This is a genomic window from Flavobacterium salmonis (assembly GCF_903819435.1).
In the GTDB taxonomy this organism is placed as follows: Bacteria; Bacteroidota; Bacteroidia; order Flavobacteriales; family Flavobacteriaceae; genus Flavobacterium; species Flavobacterium chungangense.
Window position 1 is genome coordinate 179,825 of the sequence record NZ_CAIJDP010000057.1, and the last position, 19,346, is coordinate 199,170.

Genomic DNA, 19,346 nt, shown 5'->3' on the forward strand with positions numbered 1-19,346 from the left:
GTAATTAATTATTGGTATTTTCTATTGGAGGTGGCGGCGGAGGCGGAGGGAAAATGGAGTCTGAAGTTTTATAATTCACCTGTTTATTGATTTCTTTTAAAATAAGCTGTTTTTTTATCTTATAAATCCATCTCGAAATAGAATCGATTTCTTTCGGTACATTATAGCTATGAACAACTATCATTTTGCTATTTTTATCCTTTTTGATTGCTATGGCATAAGCATCGCCATCTAAATAGCTTTCATGATATTCTGATTTGTATTTAAATAAATTAATTTTCTCAATGTAATTGAATAAGTCTGATTTTTCATGCGGATTTAAAATTCCATAATATTGAGTTTTTTCTTTTATAACAGAAGTGCTATCGTCAATGTTTCGTCCAATCCATTCTTGATATACATAAACAGTATCACTATCTGTGAATCTAAGAGAAAAGAGTTCACTAAATGTATCTGCATAAGAATATTCTAATGAATCAAATGCTTTTTCTTTTTTGTTGCAACCTAAAAGTAATAAGCTTGTGAAAATGATTATTGACGGATATTTCATAGCATAGAATTTTTAAATGAAATTATAAAAAAAAGACAAGCAATTCTGGGGGAAATTACTTGCCTTTGAAAGAATTATTTAGCTTCAATTATGCTGATTGCATAACCTCCACCCGGAGCAGATAACTGCGATAATTTTGATTTACTGGTTACAGCAATTTTCTTGATGGTATAAGCCTGCGGATTTGTTTTGTAATGCGCCTCTTTTGCATCAGCATAAATGGTTGCGGTGTATTTTTTACCTTTTTCAAGGAAACTGAAATCGATGTTTGAAGTACGCGGCGTTTCTCCGTTTACGTTTCCAACGAACCAGTTGTTTGTTCCTTTGGCTTTACGGGCAACCGTAACAAAATCGCCCGGCTCAGCCTCGATATATTTGCTTTCTGACCAGTCTACCGCTACATCTTTTATGAATTGAAAAGCATCCGGAAAACGGTTGTAATTCTCAGGTGTATCAGCCGCCATTTGCAACGGACTGTACATCGTAACGTATAATGCCAATTGATTTGCCAAAGTACTGTTTACATGCGATGTGTTTCCGGGATTCATTTTGCTGATATCCATTTCGAAGATTCCAGGCGTATAATCCATTGGACCACCGATTAAACGTGTAAATGGTAAAACGGTAACGTGATTTGGTTTTGAACCTCCAAAAGCCTGGTATTCTGTTCCTCTAGCTGCTTCGTTTCCGATTAAATTTGGATAAGTTCTGCAGATTCCCGTTGGACGAATGGCTTCATGCGCATTGACCATAATTTTATAATCAGCCGCTTTTTCGACTGCATATTGGTAGTGATTTACAATCCATTGGCTGTAGTGGTTTTCACCGCGAGGCAAAATATCACCTACGTAACCACTTTTTACAGCATTGTATCCGTTATCGTTCATGAATTTGTAAGCTGCGTCCATGTGGCGTTCGTAGTTACGAACAGATCCTGAAGTTTCGTGGTGCATAATGATTTTTACGCCTTTAGATTTGGCATATTCATGCAGACCTTTCACATCAAAATCAGGGTAAGGCGTCAGGAAATCAAAAACATAATCTTTAGAATGTCCGAACCAGTCTTCCCAGCCTTCGTTCCAGCCTTCGACTAAAACAGCGTCAAAGCCTTGCTGTGCCGCAAAGTCAATGTATTTTTTTACGTTAGCATTATTCGCTCCGTGTGTTCCGTTTGGTTTAGCTTTTGAGAAATCAGAAACGCCTAATTGAACCGTTGGAAAATCGTTTGTGTAGGACCATGAGCTTTTTCCTGTAATCATTTCCCACCAGACACCCACATATTTTACAGGTTTAATCCATGAAGTATCATCAATTTTTGATGGATCGTTTAAGTTTAAAGTCATTTTTGAAGCTAAGATTTCTCTCGCGTCATCGCTTACCATAATCGTTCTCCAAGGTGAGTGGCTTGGTGCCTGCAAATACCCTTTATCACCTTTTGCATCCGGTGTTAACCATGATTCAAAAATCATGTTTTTATCGTCTAAATTCAGGTGCATACAAGAATAGTTGATCAAAGCTGCTTCGTGCAGATTGATATAAATCCCGTCATTTGTTTTTAACATCAAAGAAGTCTGAACTCCTGTTGGTGAAAAGTTTTTCTGCGAAACGTTTGCCGTATAGGCTTTTTCAGACAAACCTCTGATCTCTGATAATTTTGATTTGGTATAATCGTATTCCTGAGTATCATAATCTCCCGGAATCCAGAAAGCCGTGTGGTCTCCCGCCATTGAAAACTGAGTTCTTTCTTCCTTAATAATAAAATAAGTCAGGTTTTTTTGAGCTGGGAATTCATATCTAAATCCAAGTCCGTCATTAAACAAACGGAAACGGATTATGATTTGTCTGTCAGTACTTTTTTGATTTAAAGTTACCGCCAGTTCGTTATAATGATTTCTGATGTTGTCAACTTCTCCCCAAACCGGTTTCCAGGTTTCATCAAAAGTGCTGGTTTTAGTATCCACAACCGTAAAATCATTCAGTAACGATTTGGTATCGTTTTTAAGTTCAAGCCCTAATTTACTGGTTTTTACTACCTCCTTGTTTTTGTATTTCAAATTGTAAGCTGGAGTTCCGTCATTTTGAAGAGAAAATTCCATTACGAACTTCCCTTCCGGTGATTTTAATTGCTGTGCATTTGCAATTGAGCTGAATGCAAACAAGATTAAACTTGCGAAAAATAAGTTTTTCATATGATGATATTTATTGATTTTTAAAGGTCATATGTAATTCGCATATCCTAATTGGTATATTCGACCAATTTCCGGTCATGCTCATTTCATATTTCTAGTTTTAAAGTATTGTAATTTAATGAATTTTAGCGAGTTGCTTGCTTGCGATTACAGGTTTTCCATTTACGATAATAGTTAAATCCTGATCACCATCAACCATAAAAGTTGTTTCAGTATGACTTACTGTAACTTTTAAAATTTGATGCCTGAAATTAATTTTAAAAGAATATCCTTTCCATTCTTTTGGAATTTTTGGAGAAAAATGAAGCTGGTCATTTTTAACACGCATTCCGCCAAAACCTTCTACGATGCTCATCCATGTTCCCGCCATTGACGTGATATGACAGCCTTCTTTAACTTCTTTATTATAATCGTCCAAATCCAGACGGGATGTCCGCAAATAAAATGTGTATGCCATATCCATTTTATCTAATGCTGCAGCCTGAATTGAGTGTACACAAGGTGAAAGCGAACTTTCATGCACTGTAAACGACTCATAAAATTCGAAATTGCGTTTTAATTCTTCTCTCGAAAAATGATCTTCGAAGAAATAGAAGCATTGTAAAATGTCAGCCTGTTTGATGTATGGTGAACGTAACACTCGATCCCAGGACCATTTTTGATTAATTGGACGCTGTGAACGATCTAACTCTTTTACCGGAACTAATTCTTTGTCCAGAAAACCGTCCTGCTGCAAATAAATCCCTAATTCCTCCGATTTCGGGAAATAAATGTTATCAGCTACTTTTTTCCATTCCTGAATTTCTTCGGCAGACAGTTTTACTTTTTCAAATATCCTTTTATGATCTTCCGGATATTCTGAAGCTACTTTTTCAATTTGTTCCGAAGCAAAATCAATACACCATTTTGCAATATAATTGGTATAGAAGTTATTGTTGATGTTGTTTTCGTATTCGTTTGGGCCTGTAACTCCCAAAATAACATATTGATTTTTGTCATTAGAAAAAGAAGCTCTCTGGTGCCAGAAACGTGCAATTCCGATTAAAACTTCCAAACCTTTTTCAGGAATATAGGAGTAATCTCCGGTGTAACGGTAGTAGTTGTAAATCGCAAAAGCAATCGCTCCGTTTCTGTGGATTTCTTCGTGGGTGATTTCCCATTCGTTATGGCATTCTTCGCCATTCATGGTCACCATTGGGTACAAAGCTGCACCGTTTTTGAAACCTAAATTATCTTTTGCATTCTCAATCGCTTTATCCAGTTGGTTGTAACGATAGGTCAATAAATTTCGGGCAACTTCCTGATCTTTTGTAGCCATATAAAACGGAATACAATAGGCTTCAGTATCCCAATACGTTGATCCGCCGTATTTTTCTCCGGTAAATCCTTTTGGTCCAATGTTTAATCGGCTGTCCTTTCCGGAATAGGTTTGGTTCAACTGAAAAATATTAAAACGGATTCCCTGTTGAGCCTTAACATCACCTTCAATCGTAATATCTGACATTTCCCAGATTTTTGCCCAGGCATCAATTTGGTTTTGAAGCAAAGTATCATATCCTAAGGAAACGGCCGATTTGATTACTTTTTCGGCTGCAGCCAAAGTGTTTTCATGATTTAAGGAAACGGTATAACCTCCAATTTTCTGAATCGATGAGGTTTGCCCTTTTGCAATGATGGTTCCATACGTATATTGCACTTTATCGATAGTAGAATCAATTGCAGAAGGCGAAATATAAACGTTTTCACCATTGGCCAAAATCGTATTGTGCATAAAAGTAGTTACTTTAAAATGCGTTTTAAACGTTTTTGCTGTTACAAAAGCTTCACTATTCGATTTTTTTACCTCTAATGGCTTCCAGAATTTTTCATCCCAATTGGCATCTTCATTTGTTACACCTGCATCAATATACGGTTTGTATACAATTTTAGCATCTTTGTTTAAAGGGGTAATATCGTATTTGATGATTCCTGCTTCATCTAAATCCAAAGAAAGAAAACGACGGACATTAACGGAGATTTCGGTTCCGTTTTTTAAAACCGCTTCAAAAGAACGGTTGTACCATCCTTCTTTCATATTCAGTTCCCTGCGGAAATTCCGAACCTCATCACATGTGTTTAAATCCAGGTTTTCTTCATTGATTTCAATGTTAATTCCAATCCAGTTAGGCGCGTTTAATACTTTGGCAAAATATTTCGGGTAACCGTTTTTCCACCAGCCTACTTTGGTTTTATCCGGATAATAAATTCCTGCAATGTAGCTTCCCTGAAAAGTCTCGCCAGAGTACGTTTCTTCAAAATTGGCCCGCTGTCCCATAGCCCCGTTACCAAGGCTGAAAAGACTTTCAGAAGATTTGACACTTTCTGCGTCAAATCCTTCTTCTATGATGGACCAGTTGTCTGGTTTTATATAATCTTGGTTCATTTTTTTCAATTTAATGATTTAAAAATTTAAAGATTTAAAGATTTTCGAATAGTTCAAAATCTTAATTTTTAAATCTTTCAATCTTTTAATTCTTCAATTAAAGTTTCTATAAAGGTTGTGGAGATTTGGGTAAAATCCTTAAAAATATAATCAGCTTCATGCAGTATTGTTTCCTCACCAATTCCTACACTTGCCATTTCTGCGATATTTGCTGCCTGAATTCCTGCAACAGAATCTTCAAACACGATTGCATTTTTTGGATCAATATTTAGTAATTGAGCCGCTTTCAGGAAAACTTCGGGGTCTGGTTTTGCATTTGTAACATCATTTCCGTCAACAATAGCATCGAAGTAAAACAGAATTCCTGTTTTTTCCAGAATAGGTCTTGCATTTTTGCTGGCAGATCCCAGTGCAATTCCCTGATTTTTATCTTTTAATAGTTTTAGAATATTTAAAACTCCCGGAAGAATTTCGCTTTCATTCATATCAACCAAATACGATAAATATTCCTCATTTTTTTGAATCAGCCATTTGTCTTTGTCTTCCTGAGAAGCTTCAACATTCCCTAATTCAAGAATGATATCTAACGAACGAACGCGACTTACCCCTTTTAAAAGTTCGTTGTGCTCATGGGTAAAATTTATATGTAATGCCTGCGCGATTTTTTGCCATGCCAAAAAGTGATATTTGGCGGTATCGACAATGACTCCGTCAAGGTCGAAAATGAATGCTTTTTTGCTCATTGTAAAAAGGGATCTTCTTTATGATTTTAGGATAGTGTCATCTGCATCTTTTACCTTGCAGACTAATGCAGCCGCGATTAAGAAACTTACTCCACTGGTAATCAAGGCGTAAATAGCATCACCATGATAAAGATATTTTACTATAGGCCCTCCGATCAATGCATTTACAATTTGCGGAATAACAATAAAGAAATTAAAGATTCCCATGTAAACACCCATTTTTTTAGGTGTAATCGAACCGGCAAGAATGGCATAAGGCATAGCCAGAATACTTGCCCAGCCGATTCCAATTAAAACCATAGGTAAAACTACCCAGTTTTCATCAGGCATGAAATAAATGGAGATTAAACCGATTCCTCCTATAATTAAAGAAAATGAATGTGTTGCTTTTCGTCCGATTTTTTTTGCGATATACGGCAGGAAAAACAAAGCTACAATGGCAGAAACAAAGTTGTAAACACCAAACAAAATTCCGACCCAGTCACCGGCGTTTTGATATTGCTGGCTAGAAGTGTCGCTAAGCGGTAATTTGTAAATGTGGTGGGCAATAGCAGGAGTTGTAAAAACCCACATACCGAATAATCCAAACCAGGAGAAAAACTGCACCCAGCTGAGCTGACGCATTGTTACAGGCATTTTTGCAAAATCAGTGAAAATGTCGGTGATTTTTGATTTCTCCTCTGTATCAGAAATCACGTCATTTTGCGGTTCTTCAAAATTTGCCAACTCTTCCGGTGAATATTCTTTTGTGGTAAACAGCGTAACCAATATAGATCCAATTAATATTGCTGCTCCGATAATAAAAGACAATGTAAGATTCAGAGGTACACTTCCTGCAACAGTATTGTTTGAAACGTGAAACCATTTCGTTAAAACATAGGGCAATGCTGAACCAATAACCGCTCCAAAACCAATTAGGGATGTCTGAATACTAAAACCAGCTGTACGCTGATCTGTTCTTAAATTATCCCCAACAAGAGCACGGAAAGGCTCCATGGCAATGTTGAAAGAAGCATCCATAATCATCAGCATTCCTGCTCCTACCCATAAAGCCGGGAGTACTGCAGTAAAAATATTAGCTTGTGGCATTAAAATTAATCCAACCGAAGCTAGAATTGCCCCAACTAAAAAGAAAGGTTTTCGTCTGCCGAATCTTCCCCAGGTTCTGTCACTGTAATGACCGATAATTGGCTGTACTATTAATCCCATCAGGGGAGCAATAATCCAGAACCATGAAAGTTCGTGTACGTCTGCACCAAAAATTTGTAGAATTCTGCTGGCATTTGCATTCTGAAGTGCAAACCCCATTTGTATTCCCAGGAATCCGAAACTCATGTTCCAAATTTCCCAGAAACTTAATTTACGCTTTTCCATTATCGCAATTTGTAAAAATTATACGATAAGCGCTTTGCTTATCAAAACTTACTATTTATTTCGAAGTAAAAGTAAAAGCTTTGAACTGGGCTGTAAATATATAAATATATTTACGTTTTTTGTTTTATAATGGCAAATAAGAACGAACATTTTTTACTACAAGGTTGTAGTAATGAATTAAATAAGAAAAAAGTACTACTAAAATGAAAAGTGATAAACGATAAAACAAAATTCAGGTTTAGACAGCTTATATCACTTTCTATTTTAATACTTTAAGAATTAATCTGTAGACTCTCTTTTTACAAGATGCGTTTCAATCACTTCGGTAGTATAATTTTCATTTTCTTCTTCATCGTCATGTTCGGCTTCCAGTCTTTCAATAAGCATTTTAGCCGCTTTGTTGCCCATTTTTTCTCCGCTCTGGCTTACTGTTGTTATACTTGGCGTAGAGTATTTTGAAATAATTCCGTCGGTAAAAGCAATTACAGCCAGGTCATCAGGAACTTTAAGTCCCATTTTGCTTGCTGTTTTTATAATGGTTACGGCAAAAAGCTCATTTACGGCAAAAACGGCATCAAAAGCCCTGTCATGTAAAAGCTGGCTGATTGTAATTTCGCAGGTATCTACATCTTCAATTTTTATAATTAAATCTTCATTGAATGGTAATCCGTTGTCTAAAAGTGCTTTTTCGTAACCATCAGTTCTGAGTTTTCCAACACTTACATAATCAACAGTCGTGACAAGGGCTATTTTTTTTCTTCCGCTATCAATAAGACTCTGAACCGCTTCGTATGCAGCAGATTTGTCGTCAATAATTACCTTATCACATAAGATATCATTGGTAACGCGATCAAACATTACTACAGGCATTCCCTGATTGATTACTTCTGTGATATGATGAAAATCCCCTTTGAATTGTGTTTCTTTTGAAAGCGACATGATAAAACCGTCGATGCTTCCGTTGGCCAGCATTTCCATATTTAATACTTCTTTATCAAAAGAATCATCCGATAAACAGATTACTACACTATATCCATTTTCATTAGCAACCTGTTCAATTCCGTTGATTACGGTAGAGAAAAAATAATGTACAATTTCAGGAATGATAATACCAATACTTTTGGTTTTTCGGTTTTTTAAACTAAGGGCAATGTTGTTGGGTTTATAGTTGTAAAACTTTGCAAAAGCCTGCACTTTTAATCGTGTTTCTTCACCAATTTCAGAGCTGTTTCGCAATGATTTTGAGACCGTTGAAATAGATACATCGAGCTCTTTAGCAATCTGTTTTAGGGTCACTTTTCGTTTCATGATGCTAATTTAAAAAAAATGTTATTGATAATAAAGGTATGTTTAATTTTCATAAATCATAATTTTACTCTTAAAAAAACGACGTAATATATAAAGTTTTCAACACTACCACGTTTGCGTAGGCCTATAAAAATGACTTGGTGTTGAGCATGTTAATTAATTCCTAATTTTGAAATTCGAAGTAAAATTAAAAGCTTAACTAACAATCTAAAACTCAAACTAAATTAAACAAAAAGTATGAAAACAATTTCTCAAAAGTTGTTATTTTTATTCCTGCTGTTTCCGTTTTTGATGCTTGCTCAGAGCACTATAAACGGTTCAGTTGCCGATAAAGCGACGGGACAGCCAATCCCGGGAGTAAATGTAAGTGTACAAGGTGCTCCGGGAGGAACATCGACCGGTTTTGACGGTAATTTTCAGTTATCGAATGCAAAAAGCGGCAATAAAATCGTAGTTTCATTTATTGGATACAAAACGGTTATTGTTGATTATACCGGACAAAAAACAGTAAATATCCTATTAGAAGAAGATACCAATCAGCTTAAGGAGGTTGTAGTACAGGTAGGTTACGGAACCGTTAAGAAAAAAGATGCAACAGGTGCCGTAACGGTATTATCTGCTGCACAGCTTAACAAAGGGCCGGTTGGATCTGCAGATCAGCTTTTGGTTGGTAGAGCAGCAGGTGTCAGAATCACTTCTGATGGCGGTGCACCCGATTCTAATCCAAACATCAGAATTAGAGGAGGAAGTTCTTTATCAGGAAACAACAGTCCTCTTATAATTATTGATGGCGTGCCAATTGACAACACCAATCCTGCAGGAATCTCTAATCCGCTAACCTTAATAAATCCTAATGACGTAGATACATTTGCCATTTTGAAAGATGCATCTGCAACCGCAATTTATGGTTCCAGAGCATCAAACGGGGTGATTATCATTACTACTAAAAAAGGGGTTTCCGGAACTCCTAAATTCAACTTTTCATCTAATGTAACAATTGGAAAAGTTAACAATCCTGTTGATATGCTAAGTGGAACTGAATTTACTTCTTTCATGCAAAAATACCATCCAACCTATACCAATTTACTTGGTATTCCAGACGGAACAGGCGCAACTGATATTCCAGGAACTCCTCAAATAGAAGGAAGAATTGTAGCTAATACGAACTGGCAGGACTTAATTTACAGAGAATCTGTTTCTACAGATAACAACTTTAGCGCAAGGGCTAACTTGTTTGGTAAGATTCCATTTAGAGCTTCTGTCGGATATGCCAAAAATGAAGGTGTAGTAAGAACAAATGATTTAGACAGATATTCTGCTTCTATTAAACTTTCACCAGTTCTGCTGGACAACACTTTAAAAATTGATTTTAATGCCAAAGGTCTTTCTGTAAAAAAGAACGCAATAGATGTTGATGCCGTAATTGGAAATGCCTTAGGAATGGATCCAACTAAGCCAGCTTATGACAATAGTGCAAGCAACAGATTTGGCGGATATTACCAGTTGCTCAACACAAACAACTCCCTAAGCGGACAGTTGAATCCTTTGGCGGTTTTAAATCAGAGATCACGTCCGGAAGAGGTTCAGAAGTTATTAGGAAACATTGAATTAGATTATAAAATGCCTTTTCTAAAAGAACTGAGAGCTGTTGCAAATGCAGGTATTGAAGCTTCTAAAACCAAAATTGAAGAAGTTTACACGGATAATTCTATTCAGACCTATCAATTAGATAATTCTGCTGCAACTACACCTCCAACGTATGTGTTTAATCCGGGGTTACATTATGCAGAAAATCAAACAGTAACCAACAAAACATTAGATACTTATCTGGCTTATACTAAAAATTTAAACGGATTTGTATCAAGAATAGATGCTCAGGCAGGATATTCGTATCAAAACTTTGTAACAGACGGTAACAAAGAAATTTACAGATATAGCACCGTTAACGGATTAAGAGAGTTAACTCCAAATCCGGCAAACCCAAACAACCGATATTACAACGAACGAAATCTGCAATCGTTTTTTGGAAGAACAAATTTTGATCTGGTAAATAAATATTTGTTTACATTGACTTTAAGAGCAGACGGTTCCTCTTTATTTAAAGAAGACAGCAGATGGGGGTATTTCCCGGCAGCAGGTTTTGCGTGGAGAATTAAGGATGAAACGTTCTTAAAGGATTCAGGGACTTTTAAAGAATTAAAATTAAGATTAGGCTATGGTATAACAGGTCAGCAGGATATTACAAGTGCTGCAGGTTCTTATCCATATAGTGCTTTGTTTGGTTCAACCAGTGCTTCAAGTACTTATATTCCGGGTGTAAACGGATACTTTGCAAAGCCTTACAACGAAGATTTGACCTGGGAAAAAACAACAACTTACAACGTAGGGGTTGATTTTGAATTATTTGAGAACAGTATCGTTACCGGTAGTATTGACGCATATCAAAAATACACGAAAGATTTACTTTCTGTCGTTTCGGCTCCTCCAGGACAGGCATTAACAAACGAATTTATTTCGAATGTTGGAGAAATGGAAAATAAAGGTATCGAAGGAAACGTGAATGTGAAAGTGGTAAGCAGTACTGATTTCAATTTATCTGTAAATGGTAACATTGCGTACAACATTGGCAAAATTACCGATCTGAATAACAGACTTACCAATGTAGACAACACTTCAACGATTCCAAATGGAACAGGTCAGAAAATTGCGTATAATACTGTGGGTGAACAGCCGTATTCTGCATGGGTTTTTGAACAAATTTATGATTCAGACAGAAGACCAGTTGAAAATGCTTTTGTTGATAAAAACGGAGACGGAACTATTGATGATAATGACCGAATTTATGTAGCACTAAGACCTAACTGGACCTACGGTTTTGGTTTAACAGCTAATTATAAAAAATTCGACTTAACTACAACCTTCAACGGTCAGATTGGCGGAAAAGTATACAATGCAAGAAAACTGCAATCAGGATATTTAGACAAGGCTATTCCGCTTAACTCTACCAATTTAACTAACGTTTTAGATACTGATTATGTCTTTCAGAATGTAAACGGAAACATTCCTTTTTCTAATTATTATTTAGAAGATGCGAGCTTCCTGCGCTGCCAGAATATTACGCTTGGGTATAATTTTGACAATATATTAAAAGGTGCGGTTTTAAGATTATATGCTGCTGCAAATAACTTATTTATTGTGACAGATTATACTGGTGTAGATCCGGAAAACTTCAACGGAATTGATAATAATTTCTATCCAAGATCCAGAACTTTCAGTTTGGGTCTGAATTTAGACTTCTAATAAAAAAATGTACAAATGAATCAATTTAAATTTAAAATAATAGGAGCAGCTTTTGTTCTTTTCTTATTCACTTCCTGTGTGGATGATCTGAATACAGAACCAAAAGTAGAATTGACTTTAGATAAGCTTTTACAGCAGGATCCAAAAGCGGTAGACGGTTTGGTATCTAAAATTTACGGAACCTTTGCACTTTCCGGACCAGACGGACCGGCATCTACGGATGTTGTTACAAAAGATGCGGGTGAAGCGGCTTTTTTAAGAAGTATCATCAACCTGCAGGAATTCTCTGCAGATGGCATGAAAAATCGTTGGGGTGATGATGGTTTAGACCAGCTAACCACCACAACCGGATGGAATCCAAATAATAAGTTTTTCAGGTATTTGTATGACAGAGCTTATTATACAATTCCTCAGGCCAGTAATCTGATTAAGATTTTAAAAACAACTTCTGTTGCAATTCCTGAAAAAGAAAACCATATAGCAGAACTTCGTTTTTTAAGAGCGTTAGCTTACTATTATGTGATTGACTGTTTTGGTAAAGGAGTTATCACTACCGAAGATGACATTAACACCTCGACACCTAAAAAAGAATCAACAAGAAAAGAACTTTTTGAATTTGTTGAATCGGAACTGAAAGATATCGAAGGAACCATCACAGCGACAAAATCGTATGGCAAAGCCGATAAAAACGTAGTAAGAATGTTATTGGCCAAATTATATTTAAATGCTGAAGTATATACAGGCACTCAAAGATATGATGATGCATTGTTATATACGAAAAAAGTCATTGACGAAGGAGGTTACACAATTGCGCCAAAATTCGTAAGTATCTTTTCCGGAGACAATAATACGTCACCTGAAATTATTTACACATTAATTGCCGATGCTGTTGTAAGTCAGGGTTATGGTAATACAACTTACATTGTAAATGGAAATTTAAGTACCGAAACAATGAATCCAAATGATTTTGGAGCAACTGATAACTGGGGAGGCCACAGAGCTACCAAAGCCTGGTACGGATTGTTTAATAACGGTGATTTAGCAGGCTCAACAGATGACAGGGCAAAATTGTTCTGGACAACGGGACATTCCTACGAAATGAACAACTATAAAACATGGACAGACGGTTATCCAAGTGTGAAATTTAGAAATTCTAACTTTTCAGGACCTTCCAATGCGACCAGTTTCTCCAATACAGATTTTCCATTATTCAGACTCGCAGACGCTTACTTAATGTATGCTGAGTGCGTTGTAAGAGGAGCTGCCGGCGGATCTGCCCAAACAGCATTGGATTATGTTAATGCCGTAAGAAACCGATCAAACGCCGGAGCGATTTCGGCCGGAGAACTAAATTTAGATTTCCTTTTAAAAGAAAGGGCAAGAGAATTGAACCTTGAAGGACACAGAAGACAAGACTTAATTCGTTTTGGAAAATTTACCGGAGGATCCTATTTATGGCCGTGGAAAGGCGGTGTAAAAGACGGAACTTCTATTCCGGATAATTACAATCTGTATCCGATTCCAACAAGCGCTTTACAGTCAAATTCAAATTTAACCCAGAATCCGGGGTATCCTCAATCTTAATTTACAGAAACATGAAAAATATATTAAAACGAAGCATATTTCTGGTGTTGTTTACCACAATACTGTCTTGTAATCCGGATGATTATATAGTTGCAACTGCTTCTGAGGCACCAAAATTAGTGACACCCGCAACAGGTTTTAGCATTATTTTGTCAAAAGAAACTGAGAATAATGTTGCGACAGTAGTAAAGTGGGACGCTGCAAAATACACCGGTTCTCAAACTGTAATAAACTATACGATTGAAATTGCAAAAGCAGGAACTAATTTTGCCAACCCAATTTCTGCAGCAAGTACAACAGAACTTTCTAAAAGTTTAAAAGTATCTGAATTAAATCAGGCTCTCGTGAATGGAGGTTTTATTGAAAAACAGGTAAATGATGTAGAAATTCGTATAAAATCTGTTCTGGGAATATCAGGAATCCCTCAATACTCTAATGTTAACATATTTAAAGCCACTCCATATCGCGTGCCTTTGGCTTCGTCTCACTGGCTGGTTGGTGCGGCTACTCCGGGCGGCTGGTCATGGGAAGGTGATGCCGAAACTGAATTTCCATTAGTTATCGGAAAAACCAATATTTACAAGGTTACCGTTGTTCTTAAAAGCGGAGAAGCTTTTAGAGAATTTTTAGGAAATAACTTTACAAATGACGGCAACTGGGATTCTAGCCATAACTACACTTACTACAGCGGATTAGGCTTTACTATTGATTCAGAATTAGTAAATGCAGGTGATGGAGATGCCAATTTTAAATATACCGGACCAACCGGATCCAGAGTTTTAACAATTGACAACGCTGCAAAAACAATAACATTGGACTAATTTTTAGTCTCAATATTGAAAAGGCTATCTATAATGGTAGCCTTTTTTTATAATACTAACTAAACCAGTCACTCTTATTATGAAAAAAATTATACTCACATTAGTTCTTTTACTAACAATAAGTGTCTTTGCTCAACAGCAAAATGTGACCTATACTGTAAGCCCTACTACTTTTGAAGAAACAAATACGATTACCATAACCATAAACGGAAGCAGTATCAATGAAACGACCTGGGGCATTGCCGCAACTCACGAATTGTATTTATGGGCATGGGGTTTCGATATTAATGACACCACTACAAAAGGAACACCAAATAACGGCTCATGGACCGCTTCAAGCGCAGCGAGTATGTTTACGTATAATGCAGGAACAGACACTTACACCAAAACTATTACTCCTGTTAACTATTACAATGCAACCGGAATTGGCAGAATCGGTTTTTTGGTCAAAGCCAAAGACGGAACCGGAGATAAAAAATCACAGGATATTTTAGTCGAAGTAGGTACTTTTCAGGTTACACTTACTTCTCCTGCAGAAAACAGCTCAGCTATTTTAGTATCAGGGGCTAATTTTAACATTGCTGCGACAAATACCAATGGTTTTGCGAGCTATGTATTAAAATCAAACGGAAACACTATTAATACAAATGCAAGTACGGCGAGTTATTCCTTTAGCCACACTAACATTACAGCGAATCAGAGTTATGAATTATTGGTAACGCAGGGCGAAATAACCATTTCAAAAAAGTTTTCGGTTATTGTAAATCCTAATACGGTTTCAGAAGCTATGCCTACCGGTTTGGCTGATGGAATCAATTACAACACAGCCGATGCTACAAAAGCAACTTTAGTTCTGGATGCGCCCTTAAAAGATTTTGTTTACGTGGCCGGAAGTTTTAATAACTGGCAGCCTTCATCGATGTATGCCATGAAAAAAGACCCGACTTCAGGGAAATTTTGGCTTGAATTATCAGGGCTGGTTTCGGGAGCGAATAATACGTTTCAATATTGGGTAGGAGATGCTACACCATTGGCCAATTCTCCTTCATTAGTTAAAGTGGCAGATCCGTATTCTACTTTGGTTCTGTCTCCTTATGATGATGCTTCCATTCCTGCCGCCAATTATCCAAATATTCCTGCTTACCCATCAGGACAGCAATTTGAAGTAACCGTTTTAAAAACCGGACAAACACCATACAACTGGCAGGTGACCAATTTTACAAAACCTGAAAAAGATAAACTGGTAGTGTATGAAGTTTTGGTTCGTGATTTTGATGCCAACAGAAATTATCAAAGCCTCATTGACCGTATAGATTATTTTAAAAACCTGAAAATAAACGCTATCGAATTAATGCCGGTAATGGAATTTGAGGGCAACGAAAGCTGGGGTTATAATACTTCTTTCCACATGGCTTTAGATAAATTCTACGGAACTTCGGATAAATTAAAAGAATTAATCGATCTATGCCATCAAAACGGAATTGCAGTTATTCTGGATGTGGCTTTAAATCACGCTTTCGGAAGAAATCCGATGGTCAGAATGTGGATGAATGATCCTGACGGAGACGGTTTCGGATCACCAACCGCAGAAAACCCTTATTTTAATACTGCTGCCAAACACAGTTACAGTGTTGGAGAAGATTTTAACCACCAGTCCATCAGAACTCAGAATTATGTAAAACGTGTTATCAAACAATGGGTTGAAGAATATAAAATTGACGGTTTACGTTGGGACTTAACCAAAGGGTTTACGCAAAATTGTACGGCTTCAGATGAAACTTGTACAAATGCTTATCAGCAGGACAGAGTTGATGTTCTAAAATCATACGCAGATTATTCATGGAGTCTGAATCCTACACATTATACTATTTTCGAGCATTTAGGAACTGATTTGGAAGAACAGCAATGGGCAAATTATAAAATTGCAGAATCGCCAAGCAAAGGAATCATGATGTGGGGTAATCTGAATGGTGCTTATAATGAATTATCTATGGGATACACAGGTAATATTTCCAGAATGACAAGTTCAAGCCGAGGTTTTACTTCAAATCGTTTAATAGGTTATACCGAAAGCCATGATGAAGAGCGTCTGATGTATAAAAACATTCAATACGGGAATTCAACAAATTCAGCACACAATGTAAAATCATTAAGCACGGCTTTGTCAAGAATGTCAGCTATTGGAGCAGTTTCATTACTGGTTCCGGGACCAAAAATGATCTGGCACTTTGGCGAATTAGGCTGGGATTCTTCAATCTTCACTTGTAATAACGGAACCGTAAACGATGCTTCGGCGACGATTTCAGGAGACTGTAAATTAGATACCAAACCTCAGCCACAATGGACAGGAAACTGGCTCGGAAATACTGCCCGAAATAAAATTTACAACGACTGGGCCAAAATGATTACGCTCAAAACCAAAGAACCGGTATTTTCAGGAACAGCTACAATGGCAAATACAAGTTCTTTGTATCCAAACATTAAAATTACCAATGCAGCTTTAAATTCTACTCAGCTTAAAGATGTATTGATTATAGCCAATTTTAATGTAACAACACAAAACGTTGCCACTGGTTTTTCGTATTCTGGAACCTGGTATAATTTAATGGACAATAGCACAATAAGTGTTGCCGATGTGAATGCTGTAATAAGTATTCCGGCAGGTGAATTCAGAATTTACGGAAATAAACAAGCCAGTCTGGCTATTGAAGATTTTGAAAAAAGAAATTCAGTGAGTTTGTATCCAAATCCGGTTTCAAATTATTTTACATTGAATTCTACTGCTGTAAAAGTTGAAATTTATGCAGTCACCGGTCAATTGGTAAAAAGTTTTGTAACCAATGGAAATCCTGATTTTCAATTTGGCGTAAGCGATTTAAAACCGGGCTTATATATTGTAAAAGCACTTAATGAAAATAATGAAGTACAAGTAATGAAGTTTATTAAAAAATAAACTTTTGGTTAGTTTAGTAATGCAAAAAGGCTGTCCGCGTATGGACAGCCTTTTGTTTTTTATTACTCTTAGAGGTTAGTTTTCTTTATCATATTCTCCTGTTAAAGAAAAGTAACCAAAAACTCCAAGTCCCAAAACAATTAAGGGAGTCAGAATAAACAGGATGATAATCCCAAATACTAAATCCTCTTGCTGGTCAGATAAAAATTTTGGCAGACCAAATTCAAAAACACAAAAATAGGCAGCAGCAATTGCTAATACGATCCACAGAATTCCCAAGGCTCTTTTTATAAAATTCATTTTTCAGCAGATTAAAGGTGAGAGTTTTTATTTTTATTATCGATATAAATCATTCCAATTACAAAACAAACAGAGGCAATTACAATAGGATACCAGAGTCCATCCAGATAAAAGTCCTGTTTTCCTGCTGCTTTTGAATGAGTCACAAAATAAGTCGAAATCGCAGGAAGCAAACCACCGAAAATTCCGTTTCCAACATGGTAAGGCAGCGACATGGATGTATATCGAATTTTAACCGGAAACATTTCAACCAAAAAGGCCGCGATTGGCCCATACACCATCGTTACAAATAATACCTGAATAAATACTAAGAAAATCAGACTCCATTCGTCACTCGAATTAATAGTAACAGAGGTAGTAACCTGAGCGTCTTTTTTAGCAGCAAAATGCGTCTTTTTTTCAATAGAAACGGTTCCGTCAGTAAATTCTTTATGAGTCGTGTAAACGGAATCTTTAGCAAGAGTTAGTTCAACGGTAGTTTTTGTTTTTTCTGTAATTTCTGTTTTAAGCGTAGTATCTGTTGTGGTGTACATTGCCTTATAAATTGGTCTGTACAGGAAAATGGCCAGCAGCATTCCTCCCATCATAATATATTTACGGCCTAATTTATCACTCAGCCATCCAAATACAATAAAAAACGGAGTACCTAATAAAAGTGCAATTCCTAATAAAGTATCAACCTGTGAAGAATCTATGTTCATTACAGTTTTCATAAAACTCATAGCGTAAAATTGTCCGGTATACCAAACAACTCCCTGCCCCATTGTAGCTCCAAATAAAGCCAGCAATACAAATTTTAAATTGTAACGGTTTCCAAAACTTTCCTTTAACGGACTGGCACTTGTAGTTCCTTCTTTTTTTGCTTTTGCGAATTCAGGAGACTCATCCATATTTTTTCGGATGAGGTAAGAAACGCCAACCATTACTATCGAAACCCAAAACGGAACACGCCATCCCCAAGTGTCAAAATCCTCAGCAGAAAGAACCGTTTTTGTTGCCAGGATTACCATCAGTGAAATAAACAAACCAACTGTTGCTGTGGTCTGAATCCATGAGGTCCAATAGCCTCGCTGTCCCTTCGGCGCATGCTCTGCAACATATGTGGCTGCTCCACCATATTCTCCGCCTAATGCAAGTCCTTGTAACAAGCGTAAAATAAGTACCAATAAAGGTGCAAAAAATCCAATAGTTTCATAACTCGGAATACAGCCTATCAAAAAAGTAGAACCACCCATTAATAACAAGGTTGCCATAAAAGTATATTTACGACCAATAATATCTCCCAGTCTTCCAAAAAATAAAGCACCAAAAGGACGAACTACAAATCCTGCGGCAAAAGTCGCCAATGTCGATAAAAATGCTGCTGTAGGGTTGTCGCTGGGAAAAAACTTTGTTGAAATTACAACGGCTAAACTTCCAAAAATATAGAAATCATACCATTCAATCATGGTTCCCATTGAAGAAGCTGAAATCACTTTCCAAATGCCCTTTGTAGATGTATTACTCATAAAATGCAAATAATGTAATTGATAATAAATAATTAATTAAAATATTTTTTTACGAATATAAAAGATATTTATTTATTTGACTGATACTTTTTTAACAAAAGCAGATTAATTGTGTATTTTACATTTTTAAGCAATGAGAAAGCTGTGGTAAATGAAAAGAAAATGTTGACAGCAAATGACGCAAAGAACATTAAAGGTTCACAAAAGTTGTAATAAGCATTATAAACCTTTAATGCGCTGTGCGGTTTTAGAATTAATCAGAGGGCAAGAAACATGGAATTTTTTCTTACTCTG

General features: G+C 36.5%; 12 protein-coding genes. 4 read left to right on the forward strand and 8 right to left on the reverse strand.

Translation table 11 applies throughout. The features are described from left to right. Positions 1 to 4: 4 nt before the first annotated feature. The 6 genes from FLACHUCJ7_RS03430 to FLACHUCJ7_RS03455 form a co-directional block, all read right to left on the reverse strand. Positions 5 to 550: a hypothetical protein gene (locus FLACHUCJ7_RS03430; protein WP_078227035.1), complete on the reverse strand. Its 546-nt coding sequence runs from the start codon at positions 548 to 550 to the stop codon at positions 5 to 7. A 74-nt stretch (positions 551 to 624) separates the two neighbouring features. Further along, positions 625 to 2,739 (reverse strand): glycoside hydrolase family 97 protein, encoded by a 2,115-nt coding sequence (locus tag FLACHUCJ7_RS03435; RefSeq protein WP_180907917.1) that lies wholly within the window; start codon positions 2,737 to 2,739, stop codon positions 625 to 627. 115 nt (positions 2,740 to 2,854) lie between these two features. Further along, complete coding sequence (locus tag FLACHUCJ7_RS03440) at positions 2,855 to 5,161, reverse strand: glycoside hydrolase family 65 protein (RefSeq protein ID WP_180907918.1); 2,307 nt, start codon at positions 5,159 to 5,161, stop codon at positions 2,855 to 2,857. Positions 5,162 to 5,238: 77 nt separating this feature from the next. Further along, positions 5,239 to 5,904, reverse strand: a complete 666-nt coding sequence (pgmB, locus tag FLACHUCJ7_RS03445; RefSeq protein ID WP_078227032.1) for a beta-phosphoglucomutase — start codon at positions 5,902 to 5,904, stop codon at positions 5,239 to 5,241. An 18-nt stretch (positions 5,905 to 5,922) separates the two neighbouring features. Next, positions 5,923 to 7,278 (reverse strand): MFS transporter, encoded by a 1,356-nt coding sequence (locus FLACHUCJ7_RS03450; protein WP_180907919.1) that lies wholly within the window; start codon positions 7,276 to 7,278, stop codon positions 5,923 to 5,925. Between the two features lie 279 nt (positions 7,279 to 7,557). After that, positions 7,558 to 8,586: a LacI family DNA-binding transcriptional regulator gene (locus FLACHUCJ7_RS03455; RefSeq protein WP_180907920.1), complete on the reverse strand. Its 1,029-nt coding sequence runs from the start codon at positions 8,584 to 8,586 to the stop codon at positions 7,558 to 7,560. A gap of 237 nt (positions 8,587 to 8,823) precedes the next feature. Here FLACHUCJ7_RS03455 and FLACHUCJ7_RS03460 point away from each other — a divergent pair, with 237 nt between their 5' ends. From FLACHUCJ7_RS03460 to FLACHUCJ7_RS03475, 4 genes are all read left to right on the forward strand, one after another. Continuing rightward, on the forward strand, positions 8,824 to 11,886 hold the full coding sequence (locus tag FLACHUCJ7_RS03460) for a SusC/RagA family TonB-linked outer membrane protein (protein ID WP_180907921.1): 3,063 nt from the start codon (positions 8,824 to 8,826) through the stop codon (positions 11,884 to 11,886). A 15-nt stretch (positions 11,887 to 11,901) separates the two neighbouring features. Continuing rightward, positions 11,902 to 13,470 carry a RagB/SusD family nutrient uptake outer membrane protein gene (locus FLACHUCJ7_RS03465; protein ID WP_180907922.1) on the forward strand — a complete coding sequence of 523 codons (1,569 nt, stop codon included), beginning with the start codon at positions 11,902 to 11,904 and terminating at the stop codon, positions 13,468 to 13,470. Positions 13,471 to 13,481: 11 nt separating this feature from the next. After that, positions 13,482 to 14,291 carry a SusE domain-containing protein gene (locus FLACHUCJ7_RS03470; RefSeq protein ID WP_180907923.1) on the forward strand — a complete coding sequence of 270 codons (810 nt, stop codon included), beginning with the start codon at positions 13,482 to 13,484 and terminating at the stop codon, positions 14,289 to 14,291. Positions 14,292 to 14,370: 79 nt separating this feature from the next. Continuing rightward, complete coding sequence (locus tag FLACHUCJ7_RS03475) at positions 14,371 to 17,244, forward strand: alpha-amylase family glycosyl hydrolase (RefSeq protein WP_180907924.1); 2,874 nt, start codon at positions 14,371 to 14,373, stop codon at positions 17,242 to 17,244. 75 nt (positions 17,245 to 17,319) lie between these two features. On the opposite strand, the gene FLACHUCJ7_RS03480 is transcribed toward FLACHUCJ7_RS03475, so the two are convergent. Next, on the reverse strand, positions 17,320 to 17,544 hold the full coding sequence (locus FLACHUCJ7_RS03480) for a DUF6814 family protein (RefSeq protein WP_031454172.1): 225 nt from the start codon (positions 17,542 to 17,544) through the stop codon (positions 17,320 to 17,322). Between the two features lie 11 nt (positions 17,545 to 17,555). Continuing rightward, positions 17,556 to 19,052, reverse strand: coding sequence for an MFS transporter (locus tag FLACHUCJ7_RS03485; RefSeq protein ID WP_180907925.1), 1,497 nt, complete (start codon positions 19,050 to 19,052; stop codon positions 17,556 to 17,558). Between the last annotated feature and the right edge of the window lie 294 nt (positions 19,053 to 19,346).